Annotated in this window: 14 protein-coding genes and 2 riboswitches; of the genes, 4 read left to right on the top strand and 10 right to left on the bottom strand. The window is 49.3% G+C overall.

What is annotated here, in order from left to right:
• Window positions 1–84 precede the first annotated feature (84 nt).
• The 5 genes from HNR77_RS15290 to HNR77_RS15270 form a co-directional block, all read right to left on the bottom strand.
• The gene (locus tag HNR77_RS15290) at window positions 85–1,188 is read right to left on the bottom strand and encodes a glycoside hydrolase family 88/105 protein (protein WP_184185853.1); all 1,104 of its coding nucleotides are present in this window, start codon (window positions 1,186–1,188) and stop codon (window positions 85–87) included.
• 23 nt (window positions 1,189–1,211) lie between these two features.
• Window positions 1,212–2,711, bottom strand: coding sequence for an extracellular solute-binding protein (locus tag HNR77_RS15285; protein ID WP_184185850.1), 1,500 nt, complete (start codon window positions 2,709–2,711; stop codon window positions 1,212–1,214).
• A gap of 123 nt (window positions 2,712–2,834) precedes the next feature.
• On the bottom strand, window positions 2,835–3,707 hold the full coding sequence (locus HNR77_RS15280) for a carbohydrate ABC transporter permease (protein ID WP_111270102.1): 873 nt from the start codon (window positions 3,705–3,707) through the stop codon (window positions 2,835–2,837).
• Between the two features lie 45 nt (window positions 3,708–3,752).
• Complete coding sequence (locus HNR77_RS15275) at window positions 3,753–4,706, bottom strand: ABC transporter permease (protein WP_184185847.1); 954 nt, start codon at window positions 4,704–4,706, stop codon at window positions 3,753–3,755.
• Between the two features lie 293 nt (window positions 4,707–4,999).
• Complete coding sequence (locus tag HNR77_RS15270) at window positions 5,000–7,342, bottom strand: helix-turn-helix domain-containing protein (protein WP_184185844.1); 2,343 nt, start codon at window positions 7,340–7,342, stop codon at window positions 5,000–5,002.
• 705 nt (window positions 7,343–8,047) lie between these two features.
• On the opposite strand from HNR77_RS15270, the gene HNR77_RS15265 reads away from it, so the two are divergent.
• Together HNR77_RS15265 and HNR77_RS15260 are read left to right on the top strand one after the other, a co-directional pair.
• Window positions 8,048–10,246, top strand: a complete 2,199-nt coding sequence (locus HNR77_RS15265; protein ID WP_260410584.1) for an endonuclease MutS2 — start codon at window positions 8,048–8,050, stop codon at window positions 10,244–10,246.
• Window positions 10,247–10,621: 375 nt separating this feature from the next.
• Window positions 10,622–10,867, top strand: coding sequence for a cysteine-rich CWC family protein (locus tag HNR77_RS15260; RefSeq protein WP_184185840.1), 246 nt, complete (start codon window positions 10,622–10,624; stop codon window positions 10,865–10,867).
• Window positions 10,868–11,552: 685 nt separating this feature from the next.
• On the opposite strand, the gene HNR77_RS15255 is transcribed toward HNR77_RS15260, so the two are convergent.
• From HNR77_RS15255 to gcvH, 5 genes are all read right to left on the bottom strand, one after another.
• Complete coding sequence (locus HNR77_RS15255; protein ID WP_184185837.1) at window positions 11,553–12,698, bottom strand: mannitol-1-phosphate 5-dehydrogenase; 1,146 nt, start codon at window positions 12,696–12,698, stop codon at window positions 11,553–11,555.
• Complete coding sequence (locus tag HNR77_RS15250) at window positions 12,695–13,129, bottom strand: PTS mannitol transporter subunit IIA (RefSeq protein ID WP_184185834.1); 435 nt, start codon at window positions 13,127–13,129, stop codon at window positions 12,695–12,697. The genes HNR77_RS15255 and HNR77_RS15250 overlap by 4 nt, the downstream gene beginning before the upstream one ends.
• 1 nt (window position 13,130) lies before the next feature.
• Entirely contained in the window at window positions 13,131–15,242 is a 2,112-nt protein-coding gene (locus tag HNR77_RS15245; protein WP_184185831.1) for a BglG family transcription antiterminator, read from the bottom strand.
• A 65-nt stretch (window positions 15,243–15,307) separates the two neighbouring features.
• The gene (locus tag HNR77_RS15240; protein WP_184185828.1) at window positions 15,308–16,771 is read right to left on the bottom strand and encodes a PTS mannitol transporter subunit IIBC; all 1,464 of its coding nucleotides are present in this window, start codon (window positions 16,769–16,771) and stop codon (window positions 15,308–15,310) included.
• A 441-nt stretch (window positions 16,772–17,212) separates the two neighbouring features.
• On the bottom strand, window positions 17,213–17,602 hold the full coding sequence (gene gcvH, locus HNR77_RS15235) for a glycine cleavage system protein GcvH (RefSeq protein ID WP_184185825.1): 390 nt from the start codon (window positions 17,600–17,602) through the stop codon (window positions 17,213–17,215).
• Between the two features lie 345 nt (window positions 17,603–17,947).
• Window positions 17,948–18,071: riboswitch (glycine riboswitch) on the top strand.
• Between the two features lie 3 nt (window positions 18,072–18,074).
• A riboswitch (glycine riboswitch) is annotated at window positions 18,075–18,175 on the top strand.
• A gap of 228 nt (window positions 18,176–18,403) precedes the next feature.
• Here gcvH and gcvT point away from each other — a divergent pair.
• Together gcvT and gcvPA are read left to right on the top strand one after the other, a co-directional pair.
• Window positions 18,404–19,546: a glycine cleavage system aminomethyltransferase GcvT gene (gene gcvT / locus HNR77_RS15230; RefSeq protein ID WP_184185822.1), complete on the top strand. Its 1,143-nt coding sequence runs from the start codon at window positions 18,404–18,406 to the stop codon at window positions 19,544–19,546.
• The gene (gene gcvPA / locus HNR77_RS15225; protein WP_184185819.1) at window positions 19,543–20,901 is read left to right on the top strand and encodes an aminomethyl-transferring glycine dehydrogenase subunit GcvPA; all 1,359 of its coding nucleotides are present in this window, start codon (window positions 19,543–19,545) and stop codon (window positions 20,899–20,901) included. Before gcvT ends, gcvPA begins: the two co-directional genes overlap by 4 nt.
• Window positions 20,902–20,989 lie beyond the last annotated feature (88 nt).

The following is a 20,989-nucleotide window of genomic DNA, read 5'->3' as shown; positions in this document are numbered from 1 at the left end:
GATCTTGCCCTCATCCCCACTCATAGATGCCTTCAACCTTGAAATGTATGCGCTATCATAAATCTTGGAAGAAAAGAACCAGCGCTATGCCAGTTCCATCTCTACCCCTGCCAAAATAAACGGAGCAACCGATTTCGGATCATTGATGCGAATGGATTCGGTCACATAGTATTCGTAAGATCCGTCACGGTAAGGCGTTCCCCCAAGTCCCGCTCCCCCGTTACACTGTGTCAGGGAAAGCACGCCCTCCTGATCCGTTTGCAGCAGATGCTGCAGCAGACCTTGATACCCTTTTTCCGCAATCGCTTTGAACTTGCCGCTCAAGTAACCTTTGCGCACACCCTTCGCCAGAGCATAAACAAACATTGACGTGCCCGAAGCCTCCAGGTAGTTACGCTCACGCCCCGGCTGATCGAGCAGATGCGGCCATAATCCTGTCTGCTGATCCTGTACGTGTACAAGTGCATTGGCAAGCCGCTCGAAAATGCCGATAATCTGTCCGCGCTGTTCATGATCCACTGGCAAATAGTCCAGCGTATCTACAACGGCCATTACATACCAGCCTACTGCCCGGCTCCAGACATGTGGAGAGCATCCTGTCTCGCCTGAGCTCCAGCGCTGCTCCTTGCTCTCATCCCAGGCATGGTATAACAAACCGCTTCGTGTATCACGCGTACGCTCTTCGACCAGCAGCAGCTGCAGGGCAGCCTTGTCAAACCACTTCGCCTCACCATTCACTGCCCCGTACTGGGTCAGATACGGTGTTGCCATGTACAATCCGTCCAGCCACATCTGGAACGGATAAATCTTTTTGTGCCAGAATCCACCCTCACGGGTACGCGGCTGTCCTTTAAGCTGGGTCATCAGCAGCTCGGAAGCTTTGCGATACTTCTCCTCTCCCGTTTTCTCCAGCAGGAAAAATAGTGATTTCCCCTGATTAATCTGATCCAGATTATATTCCTCGATTGTATAGGAACGAATGGAGCCATCTTCCTGAATGTAGAGGTCCATCAGCTCCTTGATGTAATCAAAATATCTCTGCTCACCTGTGGTCGCGTACAGCTCCTCCAGTGCTTTCAGCAGACAGCCGTTCTCATAATGCCAGGTGGAATACAGCTCATGACTGCGATAACTCTCCATAAACTGGTCAGCCATGCGCATAGGTGTATGTTGCAGCGTTTGCTTCATGCTTCATCCTCCGATTCTGCTCTTTATTGAGCCTGCTTTTTATAATCCTCGGCGTATTCCTCACGAATTTTGTCTCCGCCAGACTTGGCCCAGTTCTCTACTTCCTTTTCCCAGCCGCTTTGATCGATCTTGCCCATAATGTACTTGGTTTGTGCATCGGCAATCATCTGATCCAGGTCTGCTCCGCGATCACCGTATGTTGGTGAATACAGCGTCAATGCAGGGTTTGGCACGGCATGTTCAGCCAGCTCCTTCACCAAGGCTGTTCCCTTCTCTCCAAGCTCCGTATCCTTCAGCTTAAGCACATTGTAACCCTCTACATAAGGGAAGTTATCACGATAAGGCTTTACTTCACGCTGGAACGCATCGAAGTCACTCATCTCGACTTCATTGTCACTTAACTTGGTGTAATGCTTGCCTTCCACACCCCGCATCAGCAGTGTAGCCATCTCCGGGTCCATCAGTTTGTCAATGAAAGCAAGCAGGCTTTTCAGCTCTTCTTCTGATTTTACCGTTGCTTTCGGGAATGCCAGAATGCCGGAGTTGCCTGTCTGCCCAGCTACACGGTCGCCATTCGGCCCTAGCAGACCCGCAATATCAACAACGCCGTCCGGGTTATTTTTGGACAAACGCTCCTGCTGGCTTTTACCGTTCTGGGCCACACCAACACGCATGCCCACAACGCCGGAATCATACTTTTTCTCTGCTTCGGTCGAGTCAAACACGGCAAAGTCCTGGTTGAGCAGCTTCTCTTCATACAGTCGTTTCAGCAAATCCATCACCTGTTTGTATTCGGGTGTCATGAATTCAGGTGTGAAGCTGCCATCGCTTTCCACCTTCCACTTGTTCGGGGCACCGAAACTTACACCGAGACGTGTCGTGAAGGAGTATTGATCCTCGTTATACTTTTTAAAAAGCATTAATCCAAAGGTATTGTCCTTACCGTCGCCATCCGGATCAGAGGTCGCCAGCGTTTTGATCGTGTTGTACCACTCATCCGGTGTCGTTGGCACTTTCAGATTAAGCTTGTCGAACCAGTCTTTGCGGTAAATAACCGTTGCCCGTGCAATATCAGAGAATACCGGTACACCGTAGATTTTGCCGTCAACCTTGATGTTGTCAAAGAAACGCCCGTTCTGGGCAGAAAGGTTTTTGTAATCGTTCAGCAATGGCCCCACTTCCCAGAACACATCATTGCGCATTGCACTGGTCACCGTCGGGTTATACTGCACCTTGACGATTTTGGGCATATCGCTGGAGGCAATCATGACATTGATTTTGTCATTGTATGCAGAAGCGGGAATCCACTGGATATCCAGCTTGGTATTGGTGTACTCTTCAATCTTTTTCTGTACCTCGTTGCCCTTGCCTGGCACATCACCCACCTGTGCAATAGCGATGGATATGTTCTGTACGCCACCCTCGGCAGCCTGACCCTCATCTGATCCGCATCCTGCCAGCAAACCGCCTACTAACGCCAGTGTGCTCAAGGCAGCTACGGCTTTCTTTTTCACTGCTCTCATCTCATGAAAACCTCCCTTTGGATATACAGTCACACTTCATTGCAAATACCTCAATCCAATCTCATTCCGGCTCAAATCATTGATCCAAGCTCACTTCATTGATGCATTTTCAATCCTGCACCATTAACCTTTGACCGAACCGAGCATCACTCCTTTGGCAAAATGCTTTTGCAGGAATGGATACACCAGCATAATCGGAATCGTAGAGAACACGATGACGGCCATACGAATCGTCAGCGGCTGAATTTCGGTTTCTTCAATGCTCGTATCACCGATCCGGCTCTGTGCGAGTATGACGATCTCACGCAGCCAGACCTGCACAGGCCACTTCTCACTATCGTTAATATAGATAACGGCACTGAAGAAGCTGTTCCAGTGTGCCACGGCATAAAAGAGGGAGAAGGTAGCCATCGCCGGCATCGATAGCGGCAGCACAATGCGGAACAATACGCCAACATCGTTACAGCCATCAATCTTTGCTGCATCCTCCAGCTCATCCGGGATGGCCTGAAAGAAGTTTTTGAGCACGATCAGGTTGAACGCACTGATTGCCGTTGGAAGCATCAGGGACCACAGCGTATCGGTCAGATGCAGAGATTTAACGACAAAGTACGTTGGAATCATACCGCCGCTGAACAGCATCGTGAACAGCACACCCAGCAGAATCGGCTGGCGTCCGCGCAAATATTTTCTGGAGAGCGGATAAGCCATAAGCGACGTAAACAGCAGGTTAATCAGCGTGCCGACCACGGTAATGTAAACCGACACGCCCAGGCTGCGAATCAAGGTGTCCGTGGAGAAAATGTAACGGTATGCTGCCAAAGAGAATTCTTTTGGGAAAAGGATAAATCCTCCCTTGGCTACTTCATGCGGGCTGGTAAAGGACACAGCCAAAATATAAATGAACGGGATCACGGTCACGATTCCGATCAGCAGCAGCAAGCCATGATTCACAAAATCAAAGATCCGGTTGCCCCATGTTTTATCCTGTTGCATCTGAATGTTCACTCCTGTCTGATGAAAAACGTCTGCTGCGAAGCATTAATAGACGCCTTCCTCCCCGAATTTTTTGGCCAGCGTATTAGCTCCAAGCACCAGCGCCAGTCCGACAACCGATTTGAACAATCCGACAGCAGCACTATAGCTGTACTGTGCCTGGGTAAGTCCCTTCGTGTATACGTAGGTATCAAATACCTCGCCCACATCACGATTGGTCGGTGTCAGCATCAGGAAGATCTGTTCAAAGCCTGTATCCAGGAAGTGGCCCAGACGCAAGATGAGCAAAATGATGATGGTACTGCGAATCGCAGGCAGCGTAATATGCCAGGTCTGACGCCAGCGGTTCGCACCGTCGATCCGTGCAGCTTCGTAGAGCTGTGTATCTACACCGGAGAGTGCGGCCAGGAAGATGATCGTGCCCCAGCCTACCTCTTTCCAGATGGATTGACCTACAATCATGGACCGGAACCATCCCGGCTCAAGCAGGAAAGCAATTTTTTGCCCCGTCAGACTATAAAGCAGTTCATTAATGGCGCCGCCTTCTGTCGTGAAGAGCATGTAGAACACACCAACAACAACTACCCAGGAAACAAAGTGTGGAACGTAAACCAGAGTCTGTACAAATCGTTTGAACCGCTCCCGCCGAACCTCATTCATCATCAGTGCAAGTACGATGGGCAGTGGAAAAAAGAAAACCAGATTATAGATGGCAAGCAAAAACGTATTTCGGAACAACGTCCAGAACTGCGGTTCACCGAAGAAACGCTGGAAGTGCTTGAAGCCTACCCAATCACTCCCCAGGATACCTTTGTACGGTGTGTAATCCTGAAAAGCCATCGTAATGCCATACATCGGTATGTATTTGAAAATAACAAAGTAAAGCACTCCCGGAATGAGCATGATATACAGCCACCGGTTTTTGATGATGTCCCTCCACAGCAGGTTTTTGTCACTGCGGGTAGCGGGCCGTGTCCGAGCCGCCGTTTCGGCTTTCATAGTGTCTTCCTCCCCACATTGGAAACGATTACAAAGGATCACTTCCTGAATTCATGTCTCCATTGTGGCTGATAATCGAATCACTGGCTATCGTCTCGTTTTAGCCTCTTGTTTATGCTTATGTATCAAGGGTTACAGCGTTGGGGAGCCAGCTGGATGTACACCAAATGAACTGCTTTCAACCTGCATATTCCTCGTTTAACTCTGGCATATAAGCATGAATCAGCCCTGGATAAATCCAGCTTATGTGCAAAAAAGCCTGTCTGCCATGGCGGGCAGAGCAGGCCTTGTTTTTACCGCTGCTGCTCCCGGTACTTGCCGGGAGTTGTTCCTGTTATTTTGCGAAAAGTACGGATGAATGCCGTTGGATTGGTATAATTCAATTTTTCTGCGATTTCTGCGATTTTCAGATCCGTCGTCTGCAGCCATGTTTTGGCTTTTTCCATACGGTACTCGGCAAGATATTCGGTAAAATTCACCCCTGCCTCCTTCTTGAAAACCCGGCTCAGGTAGACGGGATGGAAGTTCAGTTCTTCCGCACAAGCCTCCAGCGACAAATCCCGATCATACCGCTCCTCGATCAATCGAATCATCCGGCGAGCGATATTCATGTACTGAGACTCCTCCCGCTCCCTCCAGAAAAGAATGACAGGCTGAAAGAGTCGCTTGCGGAACCAGTTCGTCATCTCATCCAGGGTGGACAGCTTGAGCAGGTAAGCCATGGAAGCCTTCTCCCCCAGCACTTCGGCCACGTCTCCCCCCTGCTCCTGCACCAGCTGATATACCCGGGACAGCAGCTGAACCATAATGACGGGATATTCACTGAAATGAAGCTTTTTGTCTGCCAGCAGACCTAAATACTGCGTGAAATACATATCCGTTTTCTCCTCGTCCCCCTGCTTGAGTGCTGAAGCCAACTGATCTTCAATCATTCGCAGCTGGGTGTAAAGCGCAGCCTCCATTTGACCTCTCGGTTGAATGTCCTCATAGTGCAAAATGATCCGGCTGCCCAGGCTGACTCTGCCCTGCAAAGCCTCTCTGCTCTCCTGATATGCTCTAGGCGTAGCTCCAATGCTGGAATACGCTCGACTGATGCCTATGCTTACGGGCAGGTTCAGATAGGTCACAACCCGCTCGCGTATCCAATCGGCCTGTTTATGCATCCATTCCTTCAGTTGCACCTGATCATTCAATGATGACGCAAGTACGGTGACCTGTGCATCGTCCAGCATGACCGGTGTGAAGCGAATTTCAGAAGGCAGTAGCTCACCAACCATATTATTCACGGCGAACAGCAGCAGATCGCGGTCCTTCTCCTCATACCTCGTACCTTCCAGAGTATCAATCTGCAGCATGAGCACACCCAGATATGACCAGCCGGTTGGAAAATCGTATAATTCCCCCTGATATCTGAAATCCTCTTCCGATATTTTGCCTGTCAGCAGCTTGGTCATAAAGAACTCCTGCAGATGCACATGCTGCCCCTTCATCTGCTCACGCATCGTTTTCTCCGAGCTGAACAGGGTGGACAGGCGCTCCTCGATATAAATAAACTCATCCTGACGCCGCCCTGCTGGAGGGAGAGGTGAATCCAGGCCCTTGGTAAATTGCAGCAGTCTGGAGATGGGTGAGTACATACGCCGGCTGCCATATATCGCCACAAGTCCTGTCACACATAACATGATTAACGTAGCCACACCGGTTACTACGGCAATTTTCTGCGATTGGGCCGTAATCTGCCCCAGAGAGACCACAGATACATATAACCAGCCATTAAGCGGTGACTGTCTATAACTGACTGCTACAGGTTTGTCTTCTACTTCTGCACTGAAGAAACCTTGCGATTCACCTGACATCTGAACCTTCTCTTGTATGTCTTTGTTCAGTTGATCGTACTTGCTGCCATAATTGGTATCGTTCAAAAAATATTGCTGGTCCTGGTCCAGCACGTACAGATCACCGGAATTCGGATTCCGGCTCAGAAAGCTGCTGAGCTCTGCATCCGCAATATCAATGACAAGAAACCCCTTCGGTTTGACATTGGTCGGCACCATCGGAATTTTAAAAACCATGCTCACAACGTTATCGGAAGATATCAAGGTTGGAGGCTGGGCCTGTTCCGTCAAAGCCTCACCCATGCCTGCCGATACGGGCACGCTCTCTTTGGCTGAGCTTTTATTCTGAGTCACCCAAAATAAACTGTTGGTATATGTAAGATAAGTCCCAATCCGATCTCGAATGCTGAAGTCACTCAGTTTGCCAAATGAACGCATCGATACAACCCAGTCTTCGTCCAGATTCACAAGATATGCCTGATCAATACTTGTCACCGCCTGCAGGTTGTTGAACCCCGAGGTCAGATCTCGAATCTCCTGAAATTCGCTGCTATCCAGCGGTTGCTTCATCGCCCGCAGCACCAGTGGTGAATTGACGTACTGAATCGAGGATAACTGTAAACTTCGTAATACTTGCTCCACCCTCATCTGGGTCTGATGCAGTATTTGAAGATTGCTCTCGCGCACCTTCTGTTCGATATCCCGCGAAGCAATCGTATACGAGACGGAACCAATGACGATGACTGGCAAGGCCCCAAGAATCATGGTAAAGCAGAGCAGACGCAATAAATATTTAGGCAAGAAGAGCATCTCCCTTTTAATAAAATCGCTTTCATTGGATTAAATTACTATTGTTATTTTAAAACCCAATCATAATCAAGTCCACATCTTTATTACGATTCATTGACTTTGAAGTGATTTCCAGTTTATATTACATATATATTCCTCAGGTTGAAGGAGAGATTTTGATGTCGGTGAGCGTTCTTAACTAATCAAGTTTCATATTCAGGATTTTGGCCTTTTCATGACGCTTGTGCCCTTATGGCATACGTGTATTTCATGCTGCGCCAGAGCCCTGTACTTAGTTAAGAACAGCGGAAATCAAACATCGCCTCCGGGATTGCCAATGTCCGGGTCTATTTCCGCGCTGTGTTCAGCGCGGATTTTTTCATTATAGGCCCATAATGGACTCTGCTTTCCCTTACATTTCGGGCGGAGAATGACGTTTGTTCATTCTCCGCCCTTTTTGTGTTTTCCATGAGGAATATTTTTCAGTATATAAATTGAGCTAAAGATTATTCACACATGCACTCCGATGACAGAATAACCTTCCAATCGCTGTTATCCCCAGATTTTCTTGATTCCTTTTTAGAAAGGATAAAATCTGATGATAAAGGCGAACGCTTCGCTTCTCCAGGTCTTTTCTGTCCTCTTCGTTTCCGTGTAAATGAATAGCTCAATTTATATAGCACACAAAAACATTTTACATTAAGGAGAGATTTAATCATGAATAATAATACCAACAATATTAACACCAGCATCACGACAAATATCAAAAATTCAAACGAACACACCCTGACCAGTCTTGGCTTCCAGCATGTTCAAAAACATGTTGCAGACTGTGCCCTCTCGTATCTGGGCAAACGTTATGCCAGAGAAATGCAGCCGATGACCGATGACCGCCAGATCCAGATACGACTGAACGAAACAGCAGAAGCCGCCTCTCTCGTCCGTCTCGGAGCAAGTGTACCCATTCCTTCCCTCGATGGTATGGAGACGATTATGGATCTGCTTGGAACAGGTTACCTGTTCAGTGAACGTGATTTTAGTCATCTGGTGCAATTTCTCCGCAGCAGCGCACAACTCATGAAATACATGGAAAGCAAATCCGGCATCGCTCCCCATGTTAGCGGTTATGCGGCTTCCATGATGCTAATGGAGCCCCTGCTCGGTGAGATCGAACGCTGCATCCATCATGGAAGCATTCAGGATCAGGCGAGCAAAGAGCTGGCTCGTATTCGAAAAAAGATGAGCGTGACGGAAGAGCGCATGAAACGAAAGCTGGATTCCCTGGTTAACCAACACCGTTCGATCATGCAGGAGCAGGTCGTAAGCCAGCGTAATGGAAGAAATGTATTACCGATCAAAAAAGAATTCCGCAAGCATGTCAAGGGAGCTGTGCTCGACGAATCGGGCAGCGGGCAAACCGTATATATTGAACCTGCCGAGCTGACAGGTCTGCAGATGGAGCTTACCTTGCTGCAGGCCGAGGAATCCAGAGAGGAAATGAAAATTCTTGGCGACCTGACCTCCCTCACCGAATCGTACAGCCGTGAGATTACACTGAATACCGAAACGATAGGCGTTCTGGATTTTCTGTTTGCCAAAGCCAAATATGCAGCAGCTATAGACGGGCGGCCTGTAAAAGTGAATACCTGCGGTAAGGTAAAGCTGCATCGGGCGAGACATCCCCTGATGGGGCCGTCCATGATCCCGCTTGATTTTTCCATTGGATATACGTATACCTCCCTCGTCATCACAGGTCCGAACACAGGCGGCAAAACCGTTGCACTCAAAACACTGGGGCTGCTGACGCTGATGGTGCAATCCGGACTGCTTGTTCCCGTAGATGAAGGTGGCGAGATGGCAGTATATGATCAGATTGCCGTCGATATCGGCGATGGTCAGAGTATGGAGCAAGCGCTGAGCACATTCTCGGCGCATATTCGGAAAATGATTGCGATTCTGGAGCAGGCCAATCCTTCAACGCTTGTGCTTATTGACGAGATGGCGTCAGGTACTGATCCCGGAGAAGGGGTCGGACTCTCTATAGCCATGCTGGAGGAACTGCACAGCCGCGGAGCAACCGTTGTGGCTACAACACATTTCGGGGAAATTAAACATTTTGCCGCAGCCACACCGGGTTTTGAAAATGCACGTATGGAGTTCGATACGGTCACGCTCCAGCCTCTGTATCGCCTTCGGATCGGGGAAGCCGGGGAGAGCTATGCTTATTCCATCGCACTGAAGCTGGGCATGCCTGAGCATATTATCCATCGCTCCAAATGTGTAGCGGGTAAAGCTATGACAGAAAGTGCTGTACACGTTGCTCCAAAGGAACCGCAGCTGCAATCGGATGGTGAAGCGCACACTCCAGCAACCGCTTCTAATAAACGAGCTGATTCTGCCGAACATAATGTCCCTGTGGAGGAGGATACGAGTCCTGCCGAGGCTGTCTTTCCTATAGAGCATACAACTCTCAAAATGCATGCGGCTATTCAAGAACACAATGTTCCTAAAGCGTATAATGCGCATAATACTGTCCCAAATGACACTACGGCATCTGCTGCGCAACATTCTTCACCAGCTGATACTGCGCCAAAGAACAATGACACTTCCGGCTCTACTGTCTCGCCAGCTCGTGCTTTTCGTAAAGGGGATCGTGTCTATGCGGCCTATTTGGACCAGGCGGGTATTGTAAGTGAAGAAGAGGACAATCGAGGTCAGATTGGGGTCATGATCCGGGGACGCAAGCTGAAAATTCATAAGAAACGCCTGCGGCTGCACATCTCTGCGGATGAGCTGTACCCGGGTAACTACGATCTGGACATTGTGCTGGAGACTAAAGAAAACCGTAAAAAACGCAAGCTGATGGGGCGCAAGCATATTGAGGGGCTGCAAATTGAATTGCCACCAGAGGAATGAGGAAGGGGATGAAGCCCTTCACATTCATTTCCCGGTAACTGTACCGCAATCAAGTCAATGATCTATGGAAATGCGGTGTATGAGCGCTTGTATTTGTTATACTGGAATGAACAAGAGTACCACGGGTGGCGGGAATGGATGAATGCAAAGATAGATTGATGTACAGATAAACAGATGCAGGTAAGATAGATGTAAGGTGGCTCTATGGCTGTATTGATATATGGTTAGGATGTATGCGTAGATGTAATGTAAGCATGATGGGCTGGTATGGGTATGTGAGTAGATGAATGACCGGTTGGCTGGTATGGATGCGTGGGTAGATGTATAGATGAGAAACACAGCAACGGGTAGGTATGGAGACCAAGGAGGATCAATATGAAGGATACACAGGATAGTAATCACAGCAAGCAAGGTAAAACGGTTGCGGTCAACGAGCTTGTATGCCCACTTTGCGGAGAAAGCAACGGTTGTTCCTACGCCGCAGGCAAACCACATTCAGAGTGCTGGTGCAATCATGCCTCATTCCCTGAAGGTGTATTTGAACGCATCCCGGCAGAGAAACGCCGCAAATCCTGCATCTGTCAGCGATGTCTGGACAGCTACATACGAGAACAAGTGTAGCTGTGATGCCCATTCGCGAGTAAAATTAGACCGGCTGAGGTCGCACAGTTCGCAGGTAACATAAAAAATGTAACTTGTGGAACGACGCTGAGCTGCAACTCTCTAACATCGTCCAGTCACATTGCTGTCCAAGGCTAACGATTCGTAGAGACGCTATTTCGTTGATTTCAGGCCATTTTCAATCCTAACGAATCTGAGAAACGCTATTTGCCGACTTGAGGGTGCGAACCACCACTTTTTGTTCATTTTGAGGTAAATAGCGTCACCAGGATTCGTTAGATGTGTAAACTCGTTAAAATTACCCAAATAGGGTTCGTACGAATCGTTAGAACTCGATCTACCCGAAAACGAAAGAAACCCCTCCCGCAGCAATGGTGTGCACTTCAGTGCAACAACCATTACAGAGGAGGGTTTCTTTATTTCTATATAATGAAGATGACCGGCTATTCATAACACTTTTCAGTACACTCTTTAACTTCCCTATATATCTATAATTCCATATAAATAGATAATAAGTGTTTAGCACTAGCTTAACTTATAGCGTTATCCCCATTTTTCTACCTTAAAATGAATTGAATTTCTTGCTCATGCTCCTTCTCCGCCCACCCTATGCTCAATTCACCAACTACCAGCCTGTGGACTCTGACACTGACGCTGACACTGACACTGACACTGGCATCCCCCATCACATCTGATGGAACTGTTTCACGGCTTCCACCAGCACCGGATGTCCTTCTTCCATAGCGGTATAGTGTGACAAAGCAGCCGCTACGCCCTTCTCGCGAATCAGGCTTTGCAACTCAACTGCTTCGGGGTCATCGGATACATCGAACTTGCAGGCCGCTGCCATGCCCGTAGCCAGATGAGCCACAGGAATTCCTTCAGCATAAGCCAGCAGCGCCGGGCGAACGAGACGATCATTCGGGGAAAGCTTGCGCAGCGGCGAGCGTCCCACACGGGTTACCTCATCGGTCAGATAAGGGTTAACGAACCGGTCCAATATTTTTACAATATACTGCTCATGCTCCTCCGGGTTGAAGCCAAAACGTTGGACAAGCACCTGCCCCGTTTCCCGCAAAGCCCCGTATACAACAGATTTTACTTTTTCGTCGGCAATGGCCTCCTGAATCGTATCATATCCATGCACATACCCGATGTATGCGGCAACGCAGTGCCCGGTATTGACAGTAAACAATTTGCGCTCAATGTACGGCTCCAGATCATGCACATAGACGACACCATCCATTGGTTTGAAGGCAGGTCCCATCTGGGAGCGATCCACCACCCATTCGTAAAAAGGTTCCACCTGAACATGCAGCGGGTCTGCATGATTCTGAATCGGTACAATCCGGTCTACCGCCGAATTCGGAAAATAAACATATTTATCAGCAAACGCGCGAGCCTGCTCATCCAGCAAAGCATACACATGCTCTTTCAGCTGGGTGCTTCCACCGATCGCATTTTCACATGCGATAATATGCAGCGGCTTTTGCACAGTCCCGGCTTGCCTTCTTTGCTCCAAACCTTTCGCAATGCCTGGCGCAATATGCTTCAGTATCCCCACACCAACTGCGGTTGTCACCAGGTCCGTTTCAGCCACGGCCTCTGCGACCCTCTGCAGATCGCGGCCATCAATGGCTGTTACTCCGCTCACCGACTCCTCATCCCTGCTCTCGTTGGCAAGCTCCACAGTGTATTTCCCTCGCTCCTGAAGAGCACGCACCAGCTCCTGATTCACATCCGAGAACGTTACCTCGTATCCCGCCCGGGAGAGAATCAAGCCGATAAATCCACGTCCAATGTTGCCTGCACCAAAGTGGAGAGCCTTCATAGCTCCATTTCACTTTCGAGAATAGTAATTACTTCCTCTGCTGTTTTCGCCTGACGCAGTGCTTCCATATTTTCTTCCTCGGCGCAGATGACCGCAATGCTGGTCAGAATCTCCATATGCTCTCCGCCTTGTGCAGCGATGCCGATGACCATGTAGGCCTTTTCCTCTCCAAAATCAACCCCCTGCGGGAATTGAATAACCGAAATGCCTGTGGACAGGATGGCCGATTTGGACTCCTTCGTACCGTGTGGAATGGCAAGCCCGTTGCCGACATACGTGGATACGATCTCTTCACGCTCCAGCATTTTGTCAATATAATCCGCCGTAATATGCCCTGCGTCCTTCAATATCTGTCCTGCCATACGAATGGCCTCATATTTATCCCGAGCCGTTGCGTTCATGATGACTTTGTCTGTTGTTAACATACTCATGTTAATGCCCTCCAATTTCGTTTTTGCTGCGATAAAATCCAACCAGCTCCCGGGACAGATAATGAATAATTTCATCTCTGCTCCCTTTACCCAGCAGCATAATCATCTCTTCCTGTAACAGTAGTGCACTAATTTCACTGAGAACCTCCAGGCTTTCCTTGGACAATTCCTTCGGGCCCAGCATCAATAACACATGACTGACGCCTTCGGGATCATCCATCGTCTGAAGCAGCGGTTCCTCAAGCTGGAACAGACTGATGGATGGCCTGTAGATGCTCTCACTTCTTGTATGGAACAGAGCCAGCCTGGTGCCAGGAATCTTCTGACTTCCCATCGACTCACGAACCTCCAGCAGCTTCGCAACCTCTCCCGGGTCCTTCAGTACACCTGCTCGATGAGCAACCTTACACATGGCAAGCACACTTTGAGCAAAATCAAGATGAGCATTATCCAAGGCATGCACCTGAAACTTGCCAATGACACGTACAATCTCAAGCAGTGTTGCCTCCATCGCATCCGGGTCGGAATAACGATTCCGGGTCTCGTTCCCCATCTCGCGAGGTTTGCGGTGCTGCCGCTGTAACGTTGTTGTTTTTATAAAATGGCGCAGCCGCTCACTTTCTTCTGCGGTTAACAGCGGGCTGACTTTGTAATATTGATCTTCCTCCATTGGCAGATCAACGGTGGATAACACAAGATCATATTCCTCAGCCGGAACTCGGGCGGCCTCGTACCAGGACACGCTGTCTATAATCTGTATTTCCGGGAATTCCTTGGACAGCCGACTGGACAGCATGCGGGACGAGCCTATGCCGCTGTTGCATACCACAATTGCACGAATGTCCTGCTTTAACGCGCGCAGCCGCTCAATGGAAGCACCAAAATGCATAACCAGGAATCCGATCTCCTCGTCTGGTACCTCTGCTCCCGGCCACGCTTGTAACACCGACGTTCTTACCTGCTCAAAAAGGATGTCATAATCCTTGCGAATCTGCTGTAACAGCGGATTGCGTATGACCTGATGCCCTTCAAGGCGTTCCATCACCGGAATCATGTGAGCAATCAGGCCTTCCCGAAGCAAACGATCCTCATGAAAGGCATACCCTGTTCTTTCCTGCATCTGATCCGTAAGCGAATGCACCCGATCCATCAGAATCAGATCATCAATCGGGAGCAGACCGGAGGAGTGAAGCTGCTGCTCTGTTTCCATTAACAATTGATGAAAATAATGCTCCTCTTCTTCCGAAAAGCTCACTTCAAGCTGTGAGGATAATACACTGCACAGACGGGAAGCCATAAAAGCGGGTACTCGTGCTTCATGCGTCTCTGCCATAGTGCAGACAGCTGCAGCCGATCCTGTTCCTGATTGTGCACGTTCTATATGGAATCCTTTACGTATACGAACAACTGCCGCTGATAATTGAATAAGCAGCTTCATATACTGCCGTTCAGGAATTTTTTCGAGCCATTCGATATCCGGCTGCCATAATGCATTTTCAATCGTAAGCACATCGCTATGCCCGATCATGCCGAGCAGCTTTTGATTTACGATAGAACCGCCCTGCTCTGGCTGTCTGCCGAAAAGGTCCGACTCATCCAGCACTTCCAGAGCCAGTGCGGCAATCGCTCTGCGGTGAACCGCCTCACTGCCGGTAATTTTGACCCCGTATCCCCGCCTTCGTACCAGCTTCAGCCCCGCCTGACGAATGCGGGATTCCAGATCATCCAGGTCGGTCGTGACGGTGGACACCGTCACCTTCAGATCAGAAGCAAGAGCAAGCAGCTTGACTGGCTCTGCCTCATCCAGCAGGATGCAAAGCATGAAGAGCTTACGCTCTTCCGGCGTAAACTCTACATATTCATGACCTTCCAGCTTCTGGCGTAATGCACTGAGATCGTCTGAACCGGAACCGGAATCAATCCGAATGCCGGTCCCCGATTTTTTTTCCAATCGCATACCGAGCGGCTCAAGCCACTGTTCGATCATCAGCAGCTCACGATGCACAGTTCGGGTACTTACTTTTACTTCAACGGCGATTTCGCCGGCCGTGACTTCATGAGGATGCTCCAGCAGGAACTCCACAATTTCACGTTGTCTTTTGGTAATACTCATATCTCAGCCTCCGGCTCTTGGAAAACGGCTGCCTAGTTTGAAGCTGTATCGCAGTGGTTCACTGCTTACTTCAAACGTTCAACAAGCGCATCGTATTCCGGGCTTTTTAGGAAGTTGTCAATGGATATATGCTCTGCGTTGGGTGCGACTGCACGCGCTCGATCCGTTAATGTTTTTTGCGTGATTACAACGTCAGCATCCTGCGGAATTTCACTAATCGCCGTGTTGGTTACGGCAACATTGATTCCCTCGGATTTCATCTTCTTGCGAAGAATGGAAGCACCCATGGCACTTGAACCCATACCTGCATCACAGGAGAATACAATCTTTTTCACATCCGCTTTTGCTTTGGCAGCTGCAGCAATGCCGATATTTGCTGCTCTGTCTGCATCACGGTGATCTGCCGTAATGGCTGCATTTGCCGTATTGCCTTGACTCTTCATGTCCTTCATTCGGCTGGAGGCCGATTCCAGATCTTCATCCTTCTGTTTACCCGTTTTGAGCAGCAGAGAGGCCACCAGGAAGGAAACAACCGCGGCAACGATAACCCCTGCAAGCATCGGGATGTATCCACCTTTCGGCGTCAGCAGGAAATAAGCAATGATACTGCCCGGTGATGGTGCCGACACCAGTCCTGCTCCTGTCAGCATGAACGTCAATGTCCCTGTTACACCACCAGCGATAGCGGCCAGAATCAGAATGGGTCTCATCAGAATGTAAGGGAAATAAATTTCGTGAATCCCGCCAAAGAAATGAATAATGACTGCACCCGGTGCAGATGATCTCGCTGTTCCCCGTCCGAAGAAGCAGTATGCCAGCAAAATCCCCAGACCCGGCCCAGGGTTAGATTCCAGCATATAAAGCACGGACTGACCCAGTTCTCTTGCCTGATCTGTAGCAATCGGTGTTAATATCCCGTGGTTAATTGCATTATTCAGGAATAATACTTTTCCTGGTTCAATGATCAGATTGACCAGCGGCAGCAAGCCCAGGTTCATCAAACCCTGTACGCCTGCAGACAGCACCTTGCTGATGGCCTCTACGGCAGGTCCGATCCCCAATAAGGCAATGATGCCCAAAATACCGCCGATAATTCCGGCCGAGAAATTGTTGACCAGCATTTCAAAACCGGCTCTGATCTTGCCCTCTACCGATTTATCAAACTTTTTGATCACCCATGCCCCGAATGGTCCCGCAATCATGGCTCCAAGGAACATCGGAATGTCACTGCCTACAATGACACCAATCGTCATAATCGCCCCGACGACCCCGCCTCGTGTTCCATGCACGATCGTACCCCCGGTATAACCGATCAGCAGCGGCAGTAAATATTTAATCATCGGATCAACGAGCTGTGACAACGTTTCATTCGGGAACCAGCCTGTTTTGATAAACATCGCGGTGATTAATCCCCAAGCAATAAACGCGCCCATATTAGGCATAACCATACCGCTCAGGAATCGTCCAAAGCGCTGCACACCGACACGTAACCCACCCTTGGAATTGGACGTTTGGTCCAAATTACTCATTGGTTTATCCTCCTTGAATCAAGTCATTATAAATTTGAAAGGGGTGTCATACATCCCTGCTGTAATCCTAAGCGAGAAACCGCTGCTGTTCAATCAAATGAAAGCGTACTTTCGTCATGAACAATGATGACAACATTAGATTATGTAATCGTTTTTATGTAGTCATATTCCTTCGAACCCTTGATACATAAGGATTATAGGAGCTATGATCCAGATCATATACAGTACAGGAAGCAGTATCATAGCTTGGTCCGCGCTCCCCATTTTTATCCTGATTTCATATGGTTATGGCTCAAGAACCGTTCAACTACTCCTGCAAAAACATTAAAAAACCTGCATGAGCTGGCAGCCCACACAGGTTCAAAGAACATCATTTTTTAATGTTATATGATAATATATATGTCAGTAAGTACAAATCAATCCGATCAGGCAGTACATCTTCTACTCAATATGCTTCCGATAAGCATCCGCATTCAGAAGTGCGGATAGAGCCGCCTGCAAATCTCCCTCAACACAGATTTCAATCATCCAGCCTTCTTCATAAGGAGAGCTGTTTACCAGCTCCGGCGAGTCCTGCAGCGCTTCATTGACTGCAACAATCGTACCGCTAACAGGCGAAAATAAATCCGACACCGTTTTCACCGATTCAATGGTTCCGATGCTCTCGGCCGCAGCGACACTTGCTTCAAGGTCAGGCAGTTCTACAAACACAATGTCACCCAGCTGATGCTGTGCGAACTCGGTAATGCCGATCCGAACGGTATCCTCTCCAACGGTTTGCACCCACTCATGCTCTTCACTGTACAGGAAATCACTTCTCAATTCGCTCATCCATATCCGCCTCGCTTCTTCAATAATGAGTGCATGCGTTCTTTGACCTTTACCTTTTCCCCAAACAACAGCGTAAATATTTCGCATTCAAATGTCAAGATAGCTTACAATTTATTCGAAATTCATGCCTGTGGTCCCATCACCAAAAAGAACTCTTTCTACATATACTGGAGAATAATAACATAGTAAACGCACTCATTTTGAATATACGAACGTTTCATCCGATAAACAACATAATATTCGTCTTTTAAACAGGTTTAATGATATTGTTCTTGACATCATGATCAGATTCACGTTTTAATGAAAGAAGCAACTGAAGTGAATTACATTACGTATGAACCGCGGATGAATGTAAAGGGAGAGACTGCCCGTGACACCCGTTCTGGGGATGTACATAAGGCGGCGCCGAAGGAGTAAACCACCGACAAGCGGAGGCGAATCTCTCAGGCAAAAGGACTTTTACAGGACGCAACTCTGGAGAGCATCTAACCGTCCTTAACGGACGTTACGATCACCCAAGGGGAAACCTGTTTGCATTAGCGGCGGGGTAACTCTCAGGTACAAGGGACAGAGCCTAAGAATACAGCGTGCTATATGGCATGCCGGTTCTTTGGCCTGTCCTTTTCCTTTTTCCCCAAAAAAGAAATACAGGATATCGAATCGTCGGCCTTGGCAGCGTGTTTTTCATAAACGACTTCATCCAATACTTATGAATGTGTTTGTTGTTTAGCATCTATACCTGATTCACAGATTTCGCGTTTCTATACTTGGCCCGATAACGGCCCTTGACGAGGTGATTGGATGTCCGACTTATTAAGAACACCACTCTTCCCCCTGTATGCTCAATATGAAGGTGTACGCTGCATCGATTTTGGAGGCTGGGAGCTGCCGGTGCAGTTCAGCGGTATTCAAAAGGAGCATGAAGCAGTGCGTGAGCGTGCCGGGCTGTTTGATGTGTCCCATATGGGTGAATTCACCGTTACGGGAGAGCAGGCGGAAGCCTTTTTACAACACATGACCACCAATGATGTAACCACAATTGTACCGGGCCAGGCCCAATATACTCTGATGTGTTATCCTGATGGCGGTGTAGTGGATGATCTGCTGATCTACAAGCTGGCGGAGCAGCACTATATGCTCGTTGTGAATGCCTCCAATATCGACAAGGATTGGGCCTGGCTGCAAGAGCATATGACTCCTGGCGTGAACATGACCAATGTTTCGGAGCAGACAGCTTTGCTTGCACTGCAGGGTCCGCTGGCAGTCGAAATTCTGGGCAAAGTTACAGGCGCGGGCACGGATGCAGATTCTATCGAACCTTTCCGCTTTGTACAGGATGCCAGCGTATGCGGGGTCAGCCTGCTGTTATCGCGTACCGGATACACTGGAGAGGACGGCTTTGAGCTGTACGTATCAGCAGAGCAGGCTGCTCTGGTGTGGAACGGATTGATGGAAGCCGGTGCGGATCTGGGGCTGGTTCCGGCAGGACTTGGCGCTCGCGATACACTTCGATTTGAAGCGAAGCTGCCTTTGTATGGTCAGGAGCTGTCGCCCACCATCTCTCCACTGGAGGCAGGTCTTGGCATGTTTGTGAAGCTGAATGCCGGACCTTTTATCGGACACGAAGCTTTGCTGCAGCAGAAAAATGACGGTCCTGCCCGCAAGCTCGTTGGCATTGAAGTGCTGGAGCGCGGCATTCCTCGTCCGCATTATCCGATCTACACAGGTGACGTGCAGATTGGAGAAGTAACAACAGGTACCCAATCACCAACCTTGAAGCGTAATCTGGGCCTTGCCCTGATTGATGCCAGACATGCCGCACTGGGAACACCGCTGGAGATTGAGATTCGTGGCAAAAAGCTGAAAGCCGAGGTCGTCAGAACCCCTTTTCATAAACGGACACGTACGTCAAAGACCCCTACCCAAGGAGCTGAGCAAGCATGACGAGCAAGCACCGCTATATCCCCATGACTGAACAGGACCAGAGCGCGATGCTCGCCACGATTGGTGTGGATACGATTGAAGATCTGTTCAAAGACATCCCGCAGGAGATTCGTTATCAGGGCGAGCTGCCTGTCTCCTCCAAGCTGGATGAATATGCGCTAACCCGTCACATGTCCAAGCAAGCTGGTAAAAATGCCAACTTTGAGACACACGCCAGCTTTCTCGGCGCAGGCATCTATGACCATCACATCCCTTCTGTCATCAACCATGTTATTTCCCGTTCGGAGTTCTATACCGCCTACACCCCCTATCAGCCTGAGATCAGCCAAGGGGAGCTGCAAGCGATCTTCGAATTTCAATCCTACATCTGTGAGCTGACGGGTATGGCCGTAGCGAATGCCAGCATGTATGATGGTGCAACCGCATTTGCTGAAGCAGGTAATCTGGCCGCAGCTGCCACACGCCGCAAACAGCTTATCGTATCCCGTACCGTTCATCCGGAAGCCCGTCAAGTATTACAGGCCTATGCACATGGCTTGAGTCTGGAGATCGTAGAGATTGGTTACAAGGATGGCGTGACGGATTGGGATGCCCTGCAAGCAGCCATTTCGGACGACACCGCAGCAGTCATGATTCAAAGCCCCAACTTCTTCGGTGCTGTGGAAAATGTAAAGCAGGCCGCCGACCTTGTGCATGCACACAAAGGCCTGCTCGTTGTGAGCGCCAACCCGCTGTCGCTCGGTCTGCTGGAAGCGCCAGGCAAGCTGGGTGCCGACATCGTAGTAGGCGATGCGCAGCCCCTTGGAATCGCCGCTTCGCTTGGCGGACCCACTTGCGGATACTTCGCCGTGTCCCAGGCTCACATGCGCCGGATTCCCGGTCGCATTGTCGGTCAGACGACCGACCGCAACGGCAAACGTGGCTTCGTGCTGACGCTGCAAGCGCGCGAGCAGCACATCCGCCGCGAAAAAGCGACGTCCAACATCTGCTCGAATCAGGCCTTGCTCGCGTTAAGTGCTTCCGTTTACATGTCCACCATGGGAAGACAGGGCATGATAGATGTCGCTGACCTGAATTTACAGAAAAGCCACTATGCGCTCCAGAAGTTCAAAGCGATCCCGGGTGTAAGCCTGACTTTCGCAGCTCCTACCTTTAACGAGTTTGTGATCCAGCTGCCCGAAGGAACCGATGTGGATGCCCTCCAGCTGAAGCTGCTGGATGCAGGCTTCATCGGTGGTTATGAGCTTGGGAAGGACTATCCGGAGCTTGCAGGACATATGCTCATCGCCGTTACCGAACGTCGCAGCAAAGAAGAGATTGACGAATTCGCACGTGTATTGGAGGGATCACTGTGACTCAGGAAACGACAACAAAAGCGACCGCGGCCGGAGCCTCATCGGAAGGCCAAACAAATTCACATTCTGATACAACCAGTGCAGTTCA

It is taken from the genome of Paenibacillus sp. JGP012 (genome assembly GCF_014203995.1).
GTDB lineage: Bacteria > Bacillota > Bacilli > Paenibacillales > Paenibacillaceae > Paenibacillus > Paenibacillus silvae.
This window is presented reverse-complemented; position numbering and strand designations above follow the sequence as displayed.